Source organism: Roseivirga spongicola (assembly GCF_034376045.1).
Lineage (GTDB): Bacteria > Bacteroidota > Bacteroidia > Cytophagales > Cyclobacteriaceae > Roseivirga > Roseivirga spongicola.
Map to the genome: position 1 here is coordinate 2808987 of NZ_CP139724.1, position 17695 is coordinate 2826681.

The window sequence follows — 17695 nt, forward strand, 5'->3', positions numbered from 1 at the left end:
TTGCAGCAAGCATAATATTCATGGAAGCTACCATTTCGCAAGCGAAAAAATACTGTAACAGTTTAGTCGAATACAATCGTAGAAAAACCATTCCGGTAAAGGTTGGAGATGTGATTATTGGAGGTGATAACCCCATAGTAATCCAGTCTATGACCACCATAGATACTATGGATACCATGGGATCGGTTGAGCAAACCCTTAGAATGGTTGAGGCCGGTTGCGAATTGGTTCGAATTACAGCGCCAAGCCTTAAAGAGGCCGAGAACCTCAGAAACATAAAGGAAGAGCTTCGTAAGCGCGGATGTAATGTTCCATTGGTGGCAGATATTCACTTCACACCTAATGCGGCTGAGCTAGCAGCTCAGATTGTTGAGAAGGTTCGAATTAATCCTGGGAATTATGCTGACAAAAAGAAGTTCCAGAATATTGAATATACTGACGAGACCTATGCAGAGGAACTTCAGCGCATAAGAGAACGATTTACTCCACTAGTTGAGCTGTGTAAGAAGCATGGAACTGCCATGCGAATAGGCACAAACCATGGGTCTCTTTCCGACAGGATAATGAGTCGCTATGGCGATACAGCATTAGGAATGGTAGAATCTGCTTTAGAGTTCTTAAGAATTTGCGAAGACTTAGATTACGACCAAATCGTCCTTTCAATGAAGTCGAGCAACGCGCAGGTAATGGTTGAAGCGTATCGCTTGTTGGCTCAAAAGCTCGATGAAGAAGGTTTGAAGCCGTACCCACTGCACTTGGGTGTTACTGAGGCAGGAGAGGCTGAAGATGGAAGAATTAAATCGGCTGTTGGAATCGGTACGCTGCTAGAAGATGGCTTAGGCGATACGGTAAGAGTTTCGCTTACAGAAGAGCCAGAATTTGAAGCACCAGTTGCCCAGAAGTTAGTCGATAGATATAAAACTCGTTCTGGTCATGAGGTCATTCCAGCCATAGAAGAAAACCCGATCGACCCGTTTCTATATCATAAGAGACAGTCGAGAGAGGTGCTCAATATTGGAGATGTAAATGTACCTAGAGTAATTGCCGACCTCAGTGGCTTAGAAGAAATCGGAATTAAGGATTTAAAGCCCGTTGGTCATTTCTATTTGCCAGAGCCAGATAAATGGACAATGAATGATCAGGGAGCAGATTTTGTTTATTCTGGTAGTAAGTCAATTCCGTTTATGCTGCCGAATGGCTTAATGGAATTGGTTGATTATCCTGCTTGGAAAACCCTTGCTGATCGAAAAAATAGATACCCAGTTTATTCACTTGAGGAATTGGCTGAAGCAGAAGACTGTGATGATGTGTTGAACTTCATTAGGCTAGATGCTTCGCAAATCGATGAAGAAACTATGATGATTTTAGAAGCCGACAATCTAGTAGTGCTTCTAGAAACTAACAATGAACACGCAATGCCGGCTTTGAGGAGGTTCTTCTTTGAGTTGGTAAAGCGAAAGCTTTCAGTCCCAGTCATCGTCATCAGAAATTTTGAGGTAAAAGATGAAGAGGAGTTTTTGATTCACGCTTCAACCGATATTGGAGGGTTGTTAGTAGATGGTTTTGGAGATGGTGTTATGCTTAGCTCTAGTCTATCTACAGATAGCGAAACCTTACTGGCAGACATTAAGTTGAAGAATTCGACAGCGTTTGGGATACTTCAGGCGGCTAGAACTAGAATGACCAAAACCGAGTATATCTCTTGTCCTAGCTGCGGCAGAACCTTATTCGATTTACAAGAAACCACTGCGATGATTCGCAAGAGAACAGATCACCTGAAAGGGGTGAAAATCGGAATCATGGGATGTATAGTAAATGGCCCCGGAGAAATGGCCGATGCAGACTATGGTTATGTTGGTTCTGGAAAAGGGAAAATTACTCTTTATAAGGGGCAAGACGTAATGAAGCGCGGAGTGCCTTCAGAGCAAGCGGTAGACGAATTGATTGAGATTATCAGAGCTGATGGCAAGTGGATGGAGCCCAAAGCTGTTGAAGCATAAATTGAAAAGATATGTCAGAAGAAAAAAGAACGGAACAGAAAGGGGAGAGAGTTAAGCTGTCAGCAAAAGAGGCTTTTGATTTCGGCCCTGTGCTTGGCTATTTCTTTAGGAAAAAAGATCCAAGTCATCCGTCAAACTTCAACCTAAAGGTGATGCATGGAATCAATAAGATTTCCATCATTATGTTTCTAATTGCGCTTACCGTAATGATCGTTCGTTTCATTTCTCGGATGTGATTTATCTAGACGAATTTCGTGAGTACTGCCTTAGTAAACCTGGTGTAACTGAAAGTACACCATTTGGACCAGATACCTTGGTGTTTAAGGTTATGAACAAAATGTTTGCGGTTACAGGTATAGACGAATTCGAATACGTCAACCTCAAGTGTGATCCTGAAAGAGCTGTAGAGTTACGAGAACAATGGGCTGGTATTAAGCCTGGTTGGCATATGAATAAACAGCACTGGAACTCTGTATTCACCAATGGATCTGTTCCTGACAAAATGATCTTGGAACTTACAGACCATTCTTATGAGCTGGTAGTAGCCAGTTTGCCAAAGAAAGTCAGGGTTGAGTTGGATAGTATATCAGGGGATCAGTAATCAGTTGAACAATATATCGAGGAATCAGAAATACGCCCACACCATAAAGGAGAGCAAAACCTACATTAAACTTTCAACATAGAACCTTGAACTAGCTACGTTTGCCAATAAAGTGTCTGCTCTTTAATCGGATTCTCGAATGGAATTTTCTCCTCTTGGCATTTTTCATACCTAGAACGAATGGCATTGTACCATTTGGCTTGCATATCGGGGTCGCCCATAAGCATTAGTGGAGGATTATTATTGAGGCCTTCTTTCAGCTTTTTGAACACGTCTACATCTTGCTGAATGAAGGTATTTGCGAACCTGTAAAAGATTGGTTTCAGTGGTTTGAACCAACTGATATCTGTGTAAACAAACTGAGTTAGCTCAGTCTCCTGATCATTGACAGGAGTGAGGGTGGTCATTATGACTATGTCGTTTTCACCCACCTTTAGGTGCTCAGTTCTGATTCCCGGTATTTGGAAACTGATTTCTGTAGTCTGTTCCTTCTTCAAGATTTTATACGCAGCAGAATTTTTAGAAGGCGCATGTCTCACCATTGTGAATCCAAGGTGGGAAGGAGCGAATTTCTTTTCCTTCAACTTAAGGTTGCTTTTCTTTCTGAAGAACCAAGACTGATGCACGAATGGAACATGAGCTGGGTCAATCAAACCGATCACCGAATGGTCGAGACCGCAATCCATTTTTTTGGCAGTGACTAAATCGAAAGATTGATTCTCACTCAGCGGAAAATATGGGAAAAGGCTTTCGTCAATATCTTCAGGCTTCCGCATGTCGCGTGGCATATAAATAAATACAATGCCATGCAGTTCACGAACTGGGTAATACGGTGCTCTGATTTTTGAAACGTCTAATTTAGACTGTGGAGGTAGAGCTGGAATTTTAGAACACACACCATCAGGTCTGAATCTCCAGCCATGGTAACAGCACTCAATTTCACAACCATCAAAGTTGCCATAGGTAAGTGGGATGCCTCTATGAGGGCACTGATTGCGCAAGGCAAACGGCTTTCCGTTTTCATCTCTTCCTAAGCAAATTTTCTCACCATCGATTTCCTTTTCCATGGTTTCTCCTTTTTTCAGGACACTTCCATGACAGGCTACATACCAGATATTTCGTAGGTTTTTCGACTTTACTGCACTCATTAGCGTACAAACTTAATATAAACTCTTGGCAGTTTGAACTTTATGAAACAAAGCTGTTACTGCTTTTAGTTATTATGGTTGTTAAAACTAAATCTGTATTCGCTATGGAAAAACTATTTACAGTATTGTTGTGGGGGTTATCGATAAGTGCAAGTGCCCAAATTGAGTTTACCAAACTAGAGTCTACAGACAAAGACAACCCTATGGATATTAGTAATATACTCGAGCCAGAGTCTGTGAAGGGCTCTCCTTTAGGCTTTAAGGCTTGGCTCAAAGGAAGAGCCGTAAGTATAAATAGAGATACCTCTGGCTATTATCTTATAAACTATCACACTCAAGGTGATGGCGTGTTTTTTATGGATAGGGCTACAAAAGATGTTTTTGAGACTGATGAGTCTAACATCGCGTCTCTATTGATATCTAGTGATGAAGGAGACGAGAATCTTTTTCGTAGAATTCCTTGGCATGAATTTAAGGTTTACCCCAAAAACCCTAGAATTTGTCAGGTTTTAGTTGATAAGCCTGGCTTTGAATTAGTTAAGTACTACGATAAGAAATTTGAGAAATCGGAGGACATAACCTTACCGGAAGTGAATAGAGTGGCCTATTTGGATTTCTATATTCCTGAAGAACGATATTTCTGGAGAGGTGAAAATGAAGAACAGTATGAAGAGGTGAATTTCACCAAAAGCTGGTTAAAGACTATACTGAATAAAGAGCAACAAAAGCGATTTAAAGACTATCAAAGGCAGAATAAAGTCCGCTGGAAAAAAGAGCGAGAAGTAATTACCATGTTAGAAGCTGTGCTATGAGGTAGCTCGGCCTTAAGAGGGGATGAGAAGGTTCGTGTTTTGATAATACAAGAAAAATGAGTCTACAACAAAGGTGCTAACAACCTACATACCGACTCTTTGAGTTTTGGCCATAATTTGCGCCCTTGCCACCTTTCAAGTTCAACTAAATCGCTGTCGGTTTTATCTATTTCGAACTCCTGTATTAACTCGGCTACTATAGCTTTGTCATAGAAGTAGGCATTTACTTCATGGTTTAGGTCGAAGCTCCGATAGTCCATATTGGCACTACCCACGGAGGCAAAGTTATCGTCTATGATGATCACTTTGGCGTGCATAAAGCCTTTATCATAGAAATACACATTCACTCCAGCATCGAGCAATTGCCTCACATACGACCTAGATGCCGACTTCACTATCCATGAGTCAGAGTCTTTTGGAACGATCAACTCCACTTTTATATCGCTCTGTGCCGCTGTTGTAATAGCGTCTAAGATACTTTCTGTGGGTATAAAATAGGGGGTTGCAATCCTTACGTTTTGGTTTGCAGAGTTTATAGCCAGAAAGAAGGAGTCCATGATACTCGCTAACTCCCAATGAGGGCCACTAGCATTAATCTGAACCCAGTGAGAACCTTTAGGTGTAAATTCTGGGAAGAAGTTACTTTCAGGTAAAATCTCTTCTTGCGTAACAAATTGCCAGTTGAGGATGAACAAAAACTGAAGGGTTTTTACGGCTTCACCTTCAATCTTTACATGAGTATCTCTCCAAAAGGTGGAGTGCTTCCCATTATTGATGTATCTGTCGCTAATGTTTATTCCTCCAGTAAAGCCAATCATTCCATCTACTACAATGATTTTTCGGTGATTTCTGTAGTTAATTTTACTGGTGAAAGAAGGGAAAAGCACAGGCATAAATTCAACAAGTTGAACCCCTCCACTTTTCAACTTATTGAAAAAAGACTTAGATAAAGAAAGTGAACCAACTCCATCTACAATTAGCCTAACGCTTACGCCTTGTTTGGCTTTCTTTATGAGCAGGTCTGCCATTTGATGCCCTATGTCATCTTCCTCATAAATGTAGTATTCAAGGTGAATATGATGGCGCGCTTGCTCTATTGCTTTGAATACTTCCGGAAACTTTTCTTCCCCGTTTTTGAGAATGGTTACCTCGTTATTTTTTGTGAGCGGAGACAGGTCTTTCCGTAGAAACCTAACAACCCTTTCGTATTGGTTTAAGCTAGGAGGAAGCACCTCATTGATCTCCACCTCATTTACCCTGTCTTGAAAGTACTGTTCACCAAAAGCCTGATTAATGAGTAGTTTTTTAGCGAAGATTTTTCGCTTACGGATATTTTGACCGAAGAATAGATAGATTATTATACCTAGAATCGGTAAAAGCAGAAGTAGTAAAAGATAAGAATGTGTTTTGAGTGGATTTCTGTTTTCTAGCAAAATACCGATCACCACAAAGAAGATAGCCACATAGTAGAGAGGCAGTACAAAGGGCGAAATGGTTTGCCAGAGCTCAAGCATAAATCAAGATAAGTGCTTGGTTTGGAAATCCACTCATAAAACTGTTGAAATGGGTTTATTCTTAAATATTCTGTCTTTAATTGACCAACCCTGCCCCTCCTGAATAGAAAGGGAGTTGATATTGTCAGTTAACCAATCATAGACTATTCAGTACTTAAGGAATCCACTTAACGTCTTTGAAGTTTGGCTTTCTTTTTTCTAGGAAGGCATTTCGGCCTTCTTTAGCCTCATCTGTCATGTAAGCCAAACGTGTGGCTTCTCCGGCAAATACTTGCTGGCCTACCATGCCATCATCAGTTGCGTTAAAGGCAAACTTGAGCATTTTGATTGAAGTTGGTGACTTCTGGAGAATCTCTTGAGCCCAATCGTAGGCTGTATCTTCTAATTCTTCGTGAGGAATAACGGCATTTACCATTCCCATTTCGAAAGCTTCTTGTGCAGAGTAGTTTCTACCAAGAAAGAAGATTTCTCTGGCTCTTTTCTGGCCAACCATCTTGGCAAGGTATGCCGAACCGTAACCACCATCAAAGCTGGTTACATCTGCATCGGTTTGTTTGAATATGGCGTGTTCTTTACTGGCTAAAGTAAGGTCACAAACAGTGTGTAAACTATGGCCTCCACCAACAGCCCAACCAGGACAAACACAGATCACTACTTTAGGCATAAAGCGAATTAACCGCTGAACTTCAAGAATGTTCAACCTCGGCATGCCATCATCATCTACATAGCCTTGGTGACCACGCGCGTTTTGGTCGCCACCCGAGCAGAATGCCCAACCACCGTCTTTTGGCGATGGACCTTCTCCTGAAAGTAAAACCACCCCGATTGAAGTGTCTTCACGCGCATCGAGCAAAGCTTCGAAGAGTTCACCCACAGTTTTGGGTCTGAAGGCGTTTCTTACCTCAGGTCTGTTGAAGGCAATGCGTGCAACGCCATCTCCCGACTTTTTATAGGTAATATCTGTGTACTCTTTTACGGTGGTCCAGTTTACTTTGCTCATAGTGAATTAATTTGTTTGCGAAAATAAGCGATAGGGCAGAAGTAGCAAGATGGAATTAGGGAAAACATAGGTTTGATCTTTAAACTAGCTTAAAGCGGAATCTTGAATAGCGCTCACTTGTAATGAGTTTATACTTAAATTGTTGACTTTAAATAGCTTCGTACTGCAAGAGCACGCCAGCTTGGAAAGGGTTTAGTAGCAATGAATAAAAGCAAAAAGGGCCACCCACCGGGTAGCCCTTTTCAATTGGTTATTTGAAATAAACTAGTTTCTAATTGGGCTAGAGAAGTCTTTGAAGAAGTTGAAGCTTACTTGCTGATAGGCTCGCTGGAATGCTGGCCAATCATTGCTGAAGAAGTCATTAACCTCTTGCACTGCCTCGTTCATCATTTTCTCTGCATTTTCTTTCAGGTCTCTTTCGTTCGGACCTGGAGCAGTAAGTCTAGAGCTTGCATATCTACGAGCTTGACCAATCCAGTTGCCAGCAGTAGTATAACGAACTGGAGCAACAGCTTGACCTCTTTCCTGACGGATTCCGGTGGTCAACTTTTGCACTTCTTCAAACTCGGCTTTTACTGTTTTCAAAGCCTCGCTAAGCGCTTTAGTTTTCTCCTTGTCGTCTTCTTCCTTGATCTGAGCTTCTACCTTGCTAATAATCTCGTCAGCTTCTCTTACTCTGTTGGTAAGTTTAGCCCAAGTCTGAGACATTTTAAGAATTTCGTCTTGGAAGTTCTGCTTAGCTCTAAGGTCATTCAAGTTCACCTCAATTCTAGGGTCGGTATGAACAGTTACAGTCTTTTCAACTTTGTTATCACCTAACTCAAGAACTACAGTGTAGTCACCAGGTAGAACTTCGCCAGCAGTTTGCTCACGGTTACGGCCTCCGCCAAAACCACCGAAACGGCCACCGCCACCGCCTGTTATTTCAACAGGGTAAGGGTTTCTTCTATTTAAGTCCCAGCTAATAGTGTTAACCTGACCCTTTTTGTAAGTGCTTTCTGAAGTTCTTATAGTGTCGCCACTATTATCTAGAACAGTCATTTTGATACGACTAGGAAGCTTTTTTGCCTCTGGCTTAGCTTCTTCCTCCTGATTCTTCTTCTTGCGTCTTCTATTGTTTTCTGGCTCTGGCGTTTCTTCCTTCGCTTCATCATCTTTCACGTAGAATTTCACAGCAGCTCTACCAAAGTATTTGTTTTGTCCTTCGTAAGAACCTCCATCGGCAGGGAATCTCATACCAGCAGGCTGACGGTAGGTCATCTGATAAGCATCTGCAATATCGAATACAATTAAGTCTTCGTTTTTAGCACTGTTAGCGCCTCTAGCAGCAAATTCTCTTAATGGACGAATATCATCCAATACATAGAATGCTCTACCAAAAGTACCAATAGCTAAGTCATGCTCTCTTTCTTGGTAAGCCAAGTCGTAAGTAGATACATTAGGGTAACCGTGGTTCCACTTATTCCAGTTCTGAGCTTTATCGAAGCTTACGTATAAGCCATTTTCAGTTCCTAAGAATACCAAATTTGGCTCAATAGGATCTTGGAGAATAGTTAAAGTGTAACCGAATACCTTGTTATTATCAGCAATTCTTGTCCAGGTTTGACCATAGTCAGAAGTATGGTAAGCATAAGCAGACCAGTCGTTTCTTCTATAGTTGTTGGCTACAACCCAAGCTTCGCCAGCGTTGTAAGTAGAAGCACGGATTTGAGGAATCCAGCTACCTGCTGGTAGCCCAGGAAGCTTAGCTCCAACGTTAGTCCAAGTTTCACCGTTGTCTCTAGTAATTTGAAGGTTACCATCGTCAGTACCTGCCCAAATAACGTCTCTTTCTACAGGGCTTGGAGCTAATGCAATAATAGTAGTGTGGTTTTCAGCACCTGTGGCATCAATTGTCAATCCGCCACTTTCATTTTGCTTTTGTTTCTCAGGGTCATTAGTAGTCAAGTCTGGAGAAATTCTGGTCCAGTCATCTCCTCTGTTTGAGCTATAGTGAACAAATTGAGAAGCATAATACACACCATTAGGATTGTGTGGATCGATAGCTACTGGAGCATTCCAGTTAAATCTAAGTTCAACTGCAGTATCTTGCGATGTTGGCTTTACAGTTTTAGTGTAGCCAGAAACTCTGTCGTAACGAGTTACATTACCCTGCTGAGACATGGTATAGCCATATCTAGAGTCGCCCGGAATAGGAGCAACATCAAAACCATCGCCAAAGCTTAATTCTTGCCAATCGCTATTTCTAACACCAGCGTAGTTAAATACGTAAGAAGGCCCTACCCAAGAACCGTTGTCTTGCATACCACCATAAAGGTTGTAAGGGAATTCGTTATCTACATTTACGTGGTAGAACTGACCTACAGGTATTTTCTCAGTGAATCTCCAAGACTTACCCATGTCTCTGGTAATGTTTAAACCACCATCATTTCCGTCTACCATAAATTCAGGATCTTCTGGGTGAATCCACCAAGCATGGTGATCTGGGTGAACACCAGAATAAGGGATAATTACCTCAAAAGACTTTCCACCATCTTCTGAACGAGAAACCATAGAGTATAAACTGTATAGTCTGTTTTCGTTATCAGGATCAGCATAAATTGAAGAGTAATAGAAAGGTCTGTTACCCATATTGCCTTCTTTGGCAGCAGTAGTTGTTTGTTTCCAAGTCATACCACCATCTTCTGAGCGATAAAGAGCATTTTCTTTAGACTCAATCATGGCGTACATGAAGTTTGGTTTGTTATGAACAATGGTTAAACCAATTCTACCGTAAGGTCCTTTTGGTAAGCCACCTTCACCAGTAAGGTTCTTCCAAGTATCTCCACCGTCTAAAGTAACGTAAAGACCTGAGCCTTCTCCACCAGACTTGAATGTCCATGGCCATCTTTTGTGCTCCCACATGGCCACAAAGATTTTATCAGGGTTGCTTGGATCGGCCACCATATCGGCCACACCAGAAAGGTTGTTGGTGTAAAGAATTTTCTCCCAAGTTTTACCACCATCTTGCGTTCTGTAAACACCTCTTTCTTCATGCTCTCCCCAAGGAGAACCAATAGCACCTACATAAACAACATTAGGGTTTTCTGGGTGAATGTAAATTCTGTGAATGTTTCTTGTTAGTTCAAGACCCATCAACTCCCAGGTTTTACCACCGTCAATGGTTTTGTAAACTCCGTAGCCTGAGCTTACTGAGTTTCTTGGGTTACCTTCGCCAGTACCTACCCATACAACATCTGGGTTCTTCTGGTTAATGGCAATGGCACCAATTCCTTGAACAGCCTCATCGTCAAAAATTGGCTCCCAGTTGAGTCCTCCTCCAGTAGTTTTCCATACTCCACCAGATGCAGCACCAGCATAAATAATGTCTGGGTTGCTTTGAACAACATCAATTGCGGTAATTCTACCACTCATGGCAGCCGGGCCAATACTCCTGGCTTTCATGTCTTTAAAAATGTCCATGTCTACTTTCTGTGCCCAGCCTGTAGAGACTGTGAATAGCAGCGTGAACGCTAACAGATAGATTCGTTTGGTTAGTGAATCTCCGATTTTTCTAGTCGTCATCAGATTCTTTTTTGTTGAATAAAATTCAAAATAGACCAAGAATCTGGTGTCTAAAATTTAAATCTTAGGAACGAGTAAAAACCGTTATAAGTGGCAAAGTAAAGTTGGTGTTAATCGATATAGGCTTTAATACCTATACTAAAGGTAAATGTGTCGAACCTAGACCGTTGCACATCGAGAAGATAAATCTCTTGTTCCGTATCGAACGAAACAGAGTTAGGAGTGAGGTATTCCGTTTTTCCGGTTTTGAGCGTTTTAAAATTGATATCTATTAAAATGTCTGGGTTTACCGGGATTTCTACACCAGCACCTATGCCATATGTGAAAGAAAAGTCGTGCCAGTCTAGGTATCTATCAAAAGGGTCTTCCAAAGCCGAATCTCGTAAAATAGAGCGAGTGAACACAAAATTGACCCCTGCATTAAAATCTACATAAGGGTAAAACCCAGCATCACAATCTGGCGAAATTCTTATGAAACCTAAGAGGCGAGACATTTCAAATTGTCTTCTATGTCTGTAATCGCCCATTACCGAACCATGCCAGCCATTTCTTAATTGACTACCGTAGCGAGTGAAGTCCAATGTTCCTCCTAAGAATATTGGAGAGTCTTTTAGATTGAAGGCGCCAGTAACGGCAAAACCGCCACCCCATAAATCGGGAGAATCATTTTTAAGCTCTCCTGTTGGAAGTACCGTTTGAACGTTGAAGCTCATTGTGTTTTGAGCTGATAAATTACCTAAACAGAATAATGCAATGAGGATTGAGAAAAAGGCTTTCATTTGAAATTTGAGTTGATTGACGCTCTTTACCAAACCAATAACGTGCCAAATTAACACTAAATATTTTGACATTAAGCTAAAATAATTAGCTAATTTGCTTCCAAATATTCATTATGAGTCAGGTTGCCGAAAATATTAAACACTTGAGAAAACTCCATGGGTGGACCCAAGGAGAGTTTGCGGATAAGATTAGTATAAAGCGTTCTTTGGTGGGTGCTTACGAAGAAGGAAGGGCAGATCCTAGGCTTAACAACCTCCAAAATATGTCTAAAGTATTTGGAGTTTCGGTAGACTCAATGATTTCTAGAGACCTTACGGCCAAAACACTCGAGCAAATTCGTTCAACCCAGAAGAATACGGTTGGTATGAAGGTGCTATCTATTACGGTAGATCAGGAGGATAATGAGTTTATTGATTTAATACCTCAAAAGGCATCTGCGGGCTATCTGAATGGTTATGCAGACCCTCAATATTTAGAAGAGTTGCCCAAGTTTCAAATACCAAGTCTACCTAAGTCTGGTACCTATAGAGCTTTCGAAATTACTGGTGATTCCATGTTACCCATTAAGCCCGGGACAATAGTAATTGGCCAGTATTTAGATGCCATTGCCGATATTAAGGATGGCAGATGTTACATTATTTTATCTAAAGAAGAGGGAGTTGTGTATAAGCGTGTGTTCGATTATACACATGAGCATGGACAACTGTTTCTAGTTTCTGATAATAAAGCCTATTCACCGTATAAGGTAGATACTTCAGATGTAATAGAGATTTGGGAAGCTAAAGCTTATTTAAGCATGGAGATTCCTGAGTATGCAGATGATGATATGAGTTTTGAACAGTTAAAGAATATTGTGCTTGAATTGCAGCAAGAGGTAATTAAAATGAAAGGCTAAAAGAAGTCTTTCACCATTTCATCTATTGGGAAGTTATAATTAGGGAAGATGTCAATGTGCAACAATGATTTCATCTCTAATACCAATACTATAAAAACTACAAAGAATACTAGGTTGAGGATGAAGCGGCCAGCAGTTAAAATATCTGCAAGAACAAGTTCTTTAATTGGGTTGTGGTGGTGGGCGGCTTTTTGTGACATGGCTTTTGTTTTATTATGATTTAAAGGTAGGCCGATGCGCAAAAGAATCAATAGGAGATTTACCTAATTGCAGCGAATAATGAATAGCGCAATTAGCTATTAGCCAATAAAGTTTCTTGTCTATTTGGTTTTCCAGAAGCAGTAAAACACCATTTTCTCACTAAAACCCAACGTTTTGGCAGATTATACTTTTTGAACTCATCTTTAAAAGTATGGTAGGAATTGTTCACTTTGTCTATTAACTCCTGACTTTCTGTAAGGCCAACCATTTGTTCTCCCAATTTTTCATTGGGTACTTTCCATACCCAAACGGAAGTATTAAAGTACTTCGATAGTTCTTTCTCCAGTGGTTCCACTGATATTTTTACTCCACCGCTATTAACCACCAAGTCTAAACGGCCTAGCCAATGAAACCCATTTTCTGTAGGTTCTACGAGGTCATTGGTTTCGATCCATTGATTTTTGGTGACCGTGCCTTTTACCTTTAGTCGGCCATGTTCATCAACTTTTATCTGATTGTCTCCGATTAGTTGATAGGAATTTACTCTATTGTCTCCATTTATTGGCTTCAGTGCAATGTGAGAAACAGTCTCTGTCATCCCAAAAGTTTGGTAAACTTTGGTTTTCAGTAATTGAAGTTTATCTAATAAGTCTTCATCTACTTTTGCACCTCCAATAATCAGTTGATCTATACGATTTAGGAAAGATACTCCCTCAGCCGACTTCATTAGTTCGAGCACCTGAAGGGGAACCATTGCAGTGAAATCTAGCGCGTTCGGAATAATAGGGCTAGAAGAAGCAGGAAGAATATGCAACTGCCAATTGCCTATTAGGGCTCTAACCAGCATCATTCTGCCCCCAACCATATCGGGATTCATGCACAATAAGGCGCTAGCACCAGTAGGAATGTTAAGGTGTTGAATGGTAGCCTCGGCACTTGCTATCATTTGAGCTCTGAGAATATCTATGTTTTTGGGTTTACCTGTGGAACCAGAGGTTTGTAAAGTGAATGATGACTTGTCCTTCAACCAATCTTTAATAAAAGCTTGAGTATTTGAAGCCCAATCTAGACCTTTAGGCAAAGTTATTGTGGTAAATTCACTAAAGGTATAAGACTCTGTATTGATGATAATTGTGCCTTCCACAGCCAAGTTTAACCAAATAAAATGAGACAGCAACTCAGCCTAATTACTCTTTTACTTTTTCTTTCTGTAGGACTAAAAGCGCAGAATGGTTTTACCATTTCAGGAACCGTTAGCGATGCAGAAACAGGAGAGACTCTTCCTTTTGCGAATGTATTTTTTGCCGAAACCACTTATGGAGTAAATACTGATGCCGATGGTAGGTTTGAGATAAAAGTATCGGAACCTGGTACTTATGATCTTATTATTCGCTTTGTGGGCTATAAGACATACGGGTTAAATATTCGCTTGGAAGACGAAAGAAGCTTGTATTTTGATGTCGCTTTGACACCCGAAGAAGTGAATTTGGGTAGTGTAACTGTAACCGCTGAGAAGGATGAAAACTGGAAACGCTATTTGCAAATATTTAAAGACACCTTTTTGGGCTTCTCTAAAAATGCATCACAATGCAAGATTCTCAATGAAGATGATTTAGATTTCTATTACGATAGAAAAGAGAATGCTCTTTATGCTTATTCTAAAGTTCCAATAAAGGTGGAGAATAAAGCTTTAGGCTATTTAATAGATTACTACTTAGAAGAATTTAAGGTAGATTATTCAAAGCGATTGAATACCTATTTTGGCTATACGGTATTCACTGAAATGGAAGCCAAAACCAAGCGAAGGGCTAGAGTTTGGGAAGAAAATAGAAGGAAGGCATATGAGGGTTCTCTGCAGCATTTCTTCTCCTCTGTTTTTGAAGGCAAGTTAGAGGAGGAGGGTTATATAGTACAGGTGGCTAAAGACGTAACCAATTTTGGTAGAGTGTTAGATCCTACAAATGTGAATCTTCGCGAGTGGTTAGATCAAGGACAATCCGACCTCTCTCGCCAGCTTCCTTTCGATAACTTTCTGTACGTAACCTATACCAAAGAAAGAGAAACACCAGAGTATGTGCAAAAAGCCAAACCTGGCGGCAAGCTTAACTCTGTTTCGGCATCGAGGTTAGGTGAGCAGATCTCTTGGATTTCTTTAGCCGAAGGCAAAGAAGCCATTGAGTTTGAGCGAACAGGGTATGTTTATGATCCGCTGAGCTTTTACTCCTCAGGGTATTGGGGTTTCGAAAAAGTTGCTGACATGGTTCCTATAAACTACAAGCCTAAGCAGTAGGATTTATATGCAGTGAAGATCTCTTCGTTTTTTCTAGGGTCGGAGAAGACTTCTATGATTTTTGGTGAAGCTGATGAATTGAAGAACTCCTTCAATTCATCATTCAATCGGTCTTCGTTTTTTACTTTTGCGTACTCGAACCCAAACTCTTTTGCTGTCAGTTTTGCAGTTAAAGGCTGTTCTGTTTGAAAAAGCTTTTGGTAGCTACTTTGAGATTTTGGCCCCTTAATCATTCCGAAAATTCCACCTCCTGCATTGTTCAATACTATTATTCTGAGGTTGCTCAGGTCGTACCCATGCCAAAAGGCATTTCTATCGTAAAGAAACGCCATATCTCCGGTAAGTAGAGTGGTTAGTTTGCCAGAAGCTAGTGCTGCACCAACAGCAGTGCTGTTGCTACCATCAATACCACTGGTACCTCTGTTGCAAAATACCTCAACCCCTTTGGCCCGAATCCCTACAAAGTTAGCGTAGCGCACAGCCATGCTGTTTGCTAGGTGTAATTGGGAGTTTGCAGGGATTTGTTGGAGTACACTGTAAACAGCTTTAAGTTCACCAAAATCGGACTGTTTAATAAATTCCTCGCTTTTGCGCGAAGCTTCTTGTTCCATTTTAAACCAGTCAAGATTCAGGTCAGAGTGGTTTTCTGCAGAAACTCTTTTGGTAAGCTCCGAAGCAAAATAGGTTGGTGATAGGTCTAAGTTATTGCTAAGGTGTTGAAGACCATCATTCAAACGGTTCCCTTCTTTAATATGCCAATGATGTTTTGATGGATTTTTCCTTAGGAATATTTTTAAGTTCTTGGAGATCAGTGATTTTCCAAAGGTGATGAGTAGGTCTGGGGTTTGTATTTTTAGTTGTCCTTGTAGAAACAAGTCTTGCTTACCGATTGCCTTCTCTATGTCTTGTTGATTTCCCGTAACCTCATTGATAATGGTCAGGTTGGTTTTACTTTGAAGCAGAGTAAGAGATTCTGTTAAATCAGAATCAGGCTCTAGTTGACCAACAATCAGTAATCTGCTTTGCGCCTTTTGCCATTCATTGAGTAATTCCTTCCAGCTATCTTCTGAAAGTGTTCTTTCGGTTTTGTTAGCTGTAATCCGTCTCGTTTCTGGGTACTCGTATTTGTCTCCTTTACTCGGGTAAAAAGGCTCGCGAATGGGTACATTCAGGTGGACTGGACCTTTTGGATATTCTTCAGAGACAAGTATTGCTTGGTTTACTAACCTATTAGAATGCCATTTTGCGTCTGAATGAGAAAGGTCTACAGGTAAGCTCAAACTGGCTTTAATGTGATTCCCGAAAATACCTTCTTGCTGAATGGTCTGACCGTCATACTGGTCTATCCATTCAGGTGGTCTGTCTGCAGTAATAACGAGTAACGGAACTTCTTGATAATATGCTTCGGCAACGGCTGGTGCATAATTGTAAACTGCCGAGCCAGAGGTGCAAATTAGTGCTACTGGTCTTCTCAATTGCTGAGCTATCCCCATGCCAATAAAAGCCGCAGATCTTTCATCGGCAATCACGTTAACATCTATTTCTGGGTGGTTCTCAAAGGCTAATGAAATGGAGGCAGATCTAGACCCAGGAGAGACAATCGCCTGAGTGATTCCGTGAGCTGCGCACAGGCTAGCAATTTCGTTGATGTGTGGTAGTATCAATGGGCTTGATTCAAAATATTGAGCAAGGTATTGAATTTCATTTCGGTTTCAGCAAACTCTTTTTTAGGATTAGAGTGAGCAGTAACTCCTGCGCCAGCAAACAGGCGAGCTTTATCTTTCGCCAATTCCATGCACCTAAGGTTTACATATAAGCTAGTCTGCTCTTCTATGTTTACAGGTCCTAAAAAACCTGCGTAGAAAGATCGATCTAGTTGTTCTTCGAGCTTTAAAAATGAAAGTGCTTGCTCTTTAGGCATGCCTGCCACTGCCGAAGTAGGGTGAAGCAGTTCTAGCATTACGGTGGGGAGTTCAGGGAAGTTAGTAGCTACAACATCTACTTCAAAAGAAGTCTTAAGATGAAGTAGGTTGCCAGCCTTTATGGTTTCTGGGCCTTTTTCAACGTATTCTCGAAGTCTAATTTTCTTAAAACAGTTGATTATGTACCGGCTCACCATGGCCTGTTCTTCAATTTCTTTTTGTGTCCATGCCGTTTCACTCAAATCATTTTCTGGGTTGAACCGTTGAGTGGCAGCCAGAGCATGAGTTCTAAAGGTGTTGAACTCTTTCTCGATTAGTATTTCTGGAGTGGCGCCCAGCCATGAGCCTAATTCAGGAATGGAAACAAAAGAGATAAAGGCATTTGGATAAGCAGCACAGAGGTTGCTGTATAGTTTGATAAGATCGAAGCCAGTAGGTAAGTCAATGTCTGTTGACCTGGCCGGAACTACCTTTTCGAAAAAACCATCTCTAATTGCTTCAACACACTTTTCAACTAAGGTCTCGTAGTCGGAGCTTTTTGGTTTGGCTAAGTTTTTTGACTGATTGAAAAGTGGTGAGTCTTCGTCATTTTCGATTCGATCTATTAGCTTTTTCTTGAAACTATCTACTTGCAGAGTGTTAGTGGAAGCCTCATTTACAGGCTTAATGACTACCTCGTCAAAGTCGAAAGACAACAATACATCTCCGTTGATGAAGAAGCCTTTTTCTTGATAGAAATTGAAGGGAGCGAAAGCAAAGCCGTTTTTAAGCTCTTGCAGTTCGTATCGATCTACTTGCAAGGCTTCTGAAAAGGAAATCAGCACGTTGATTTCAGTTTTGTTCGGCTTTCTCCAAACAGCTACTGGTAGTTGTTCTTCTTGAGCTAAAGCCAATGCCGAACCAAGAATTTGTTCTTTAGAAAACAACTTCAAGTCGGGTTCCAATACGCTCCAATTCTTCTTCTCCAT

Annotated in this window: 15 protein-coding genes; 6 read left to right on the forward strand and 9 right to left on the reverse strand. The window is 40.9% G+C overall.

Translation table 11 applies throughout. The features are described 5' to 3' along the window. Positions 1-20 precede the first annotated feature (20 nt). From ispG to T7867_RS12500, 3 genes are read left to right on the forward strand one after another with little or no spacing between them, the layout of a single operon-like run. Positions 21-2000, forward strand: coding sequence for a (E)-4-hydroxy-3-methylbut-2-enyl-diphosphate synthase (gene ispG, locus T7867_RS12490; RefSeq protein WP_322299366.1), 1980 nt, complete (start codon positions 21-23; stop codon positions 1998-2000). An 11-nt stretch (positions 2001-2011) separates the two neighbouring features. Further along, positions 2012-2236 carry a DUF6728 family protein gene (locus tag T7867_RS12495; RefSeq protein WP_273514149.1) on the forward strand — a complete coding sequence of 75 codons (225 nt, stop codon included), beginning with the start codon at positions 2012-2014 and terminating at the stop codon, positions 2234-2236. Beyond that, positions 2236-2601 (forward strand): MmcQ/YjbR family DNA-binding protein, encoded by a 366-nt coding sequence (locus T7867_RS12500; protein ID WP_273514219.1) that lies wholly within the window; start codon positions 2236-2238, stop codon positions 2599-2601. Before T7867_RS12495 ends, T7867_RS12500 begins: the two co-directional genes overlap by 1 nt. A 95-nt stretch (positions 2602-2696) precedes the next feature. On the opposite strand, the gene T7867_RS12505 is transcribed toward T7867_RS12500, so the two are convergent. After that, entirely contained in the window at positions 2697-3749 is a 1053-nt protein-coding gene (locus T7867_RS12505; protein ID WP_273514147.1) for an aromatic ring-hydroxylating oxygenase subunit alpha, read from the reverse strand. Positions 3750-3853: 104 nt separating this feature from the next. Between T7867_RS12505 and T7867_RS12510 the strand changes: the two genes are divergently transcribed. After that, entirely contained in the window at positions 3854-4561 is a 708-nt protein-coding gene (locus T7867_RS12510; RefSeq protein ID WP_322299367.1) for a hypothetical protein, read from the forward strand. A gap of 62 nt (positions 4562-4623) precedes the next feature. Here the strand turns inward: T7867_RS12510 and cls are convergent, their stop codons facing one another. From cls to T7867_RS12530, 4 genes are all read right to left on the reverse strand, one after another. Then, positions 4624-6075, reverse strand: coding sequence for a cardiolipin synthase (cls, locus tag T7867_RS12515; RefSeq protein WP_273514141.1), 1452 nt, complete (start codon positions 6073-6075; stop codon positions 4624-4626). A 154-nt stretch (positions 6076-6229) separates the two neighbouring features. Next, on the reverse strand, positions 6230-7075 hold the full coding sequence (locus T7867_RS12520) for a 1,4-dihydroxy-2-naphthoyl-CoA synthase (protein ID WP_068224018.1): 846 nt from the start codon (positions 7073-7075) through the stop codon (positions 6230-6232). A gap of 264 nt (positions 7076-7339) precedes the next feature. Next, positions 7340-10639 (reverse strand): VPS10 domain-containing protein, encoded by a 3300-nt coding sequence (locus tag T7867_RS12525; protein WP_273514139.1) that lies wholly within the window; start codon positions 10637-10639, stop codon positions 7340-7342. A gap of 110 nt (positions 10640-10749) precedes the next feature. After that, positions 10750-11418: an outer membrane beta-barrel protein gene (locus tag T7867_RS12530; RefSeq protein WP_157717706.1), complete on the reverse strand. Its 669-nt coding sequence runs from the start codon at positions 11416-11418 to the stop codon at positions 10750-10752. A 113-nt stretch (positions 11419-11531) separates the two neighbouring features. Here T7867_RS12530 and T7867_RS12535 point away from each other — a divergent pair, with 113 nt between their 5' ends. Then, positions 11532-12314: an XRE family transcriptional regulator gene (locus tag T7867_RS12535; RefSeq protein ID WP_273514136.1), complete on the forward strand. Its 783-nt coding sequence runs from the start codon at positions 11532-11534 to the stop codon at positions 12312-12314. Here T7867_RS12535 and T7867_RS12540 read toward each other — a convergent pair. Further along, positions 12311-12514 (reverse strand): hypothetical protein, encoded by a 204-nt coding sequence (locus T7867_RS12540; RefSeq protein ID WP_068224009.1) that lies wholly within the window; start codon positions 12512-12514, stop codon positions 12311-12313. The two genes, T7867_RS12535 and T7867_RS12540, sit on opposite strands and share 4 nt — an antisense overlap. Positions 12515-12606: 92 nt before the next feature. Further along, complete coding sequence (locus T7867_RS12545; protein ID WP_322299368.1) at positions 12607-13659, reverse strand: AMP-binding protein; 1053 nt, start codon at positions 13657-13659, stop codon at positions 12607-12609. A 21-nt stretch (positions 13660-13680) separates the two neighbouring features. Between T7867_RS12545 and T7867_RS12550 the strand changes: the two genes are divergently transcribed. Continuing rightward, positions 13681-14805, forward strand: coding sequence for a carboxypeptidase-like regulatory domain-containing protein (locus tag T7867_RS12550; RefSeq protein WP_288342355.1), 1125 nt, complete (start codon positions 13681-13683; stop codon positions 14803-14805). Here T7867_RS12550 and menD read toward each other — a convergent pair. Next, positions 14787-16469, reverse strand: a complete 1683-nt coding sequence (gene menD / locus T7867_RS12555; protein WP_322299369.1) for a 2-succinyl-5-enolpyruvyl-6-hydroxy-3-cyclohexene-1-carboxylic-acid synthase — start codon at positions 16467-16469, stop codon at positions 14787-14789. The two genes, T7867_RS12550 and menD, sit on opposite strands and share 19 nt — an antisense overlap. Then, complete coding sequence (locus T7867_RS12560; protein ID WP_322299370.1) at positions 16466-17695, reverse strand: chorismate-binding protein; 1230 nt, start codon at positions 17693-17695, stop codon at positions 16466-16468. Before T7867_RS12560 ends, menD begins: the two co-directional genes overlap by 4 nt.

Bases quoted from the DNA above. Each gene is read 5' to 3' on its own strand.
- T7867_RS12540 (WP_068224009.1), bottom strand. From the start codon at position 12,514: ATGTCACAAAAAGCCGCCCACCACCACAACCCAATTAAAGAACTTGTT.
- T7867_RS12550 (WP_288342355.1), top strand. From the start codon at position 13,681: ATGAGACAGCAACTCAGCCTAATTACTCTTTTACTTTTTCTTTCTGTA.
- T7867_RS12560 (WP_322299370.1), bottom strand. From the start codon at position 17,695: ATGGAGAAGAAGAATTGGAGCGTATTGGAACCCGACTTGAAGTTGTTT.
- T7867_RS12510 (WP_322299367.1), top strand. From the start codon at position 3,854: ATGGAAAAACTATTTACAGTATTGTTGTGGGGGTTATCGATAAGTGCA.
- ispG (WP_322299366.1), top strand. From the start codon at position 21: ATGGAAGCTACCATTTCGCAAGCGAAAAAATACTGTAACAGTTTAGTC.
- T7867_RS12495 (WP_273514149.1), top strand. From the start codon at position 2,012: ATGTCAGAAGAAAAAAGAACGGAACAGAAAGGGGAGAGAGTTAAGCTG.
- cls (WP_273514141.1), bottom strand. From the start codon at position 6,075: ATGCTTGAGCTCTGGCAAACCATTTCGCCCTTTGTACTGCCTCTCTAC.
- T7867_RS12535 (WP_273514136.1), top strand. From the start codon at position 11,532: ATGAGTCAGGTTGCCGAAAATATTAAACACTTGAGAAAACTCCATGGG.
- T7867_RS12505 (WP_273514147.1), bottom strand. From the start codon at position 3,749: ATGAGTGCAGTAAAGTCGAAAAACCTACGAAATATCTGGTATGTAGCC.
- T7867_RS12520 (WP_068224018.1), bottom strand. From the start codon at position 7,075: ATGAGCAAAGTAAACTGGACCACCGTAAAAGAGTACACAGATATTACC.
- T7867_RS12525 (WP_273514139.1), bottom strand. From the start codon at position 10,639: ATGACGACTAGAAAAATCGGAGATTCACTAACCAAACGAATCTATCTG.
- T7867_RS12530 (WP_157717706.1), bottom strand. From the start codon at position 11,418: ATGAAAGCCTTTTTCTCAATCCTCATTGCATTATTCTGTTTAGGTAAT.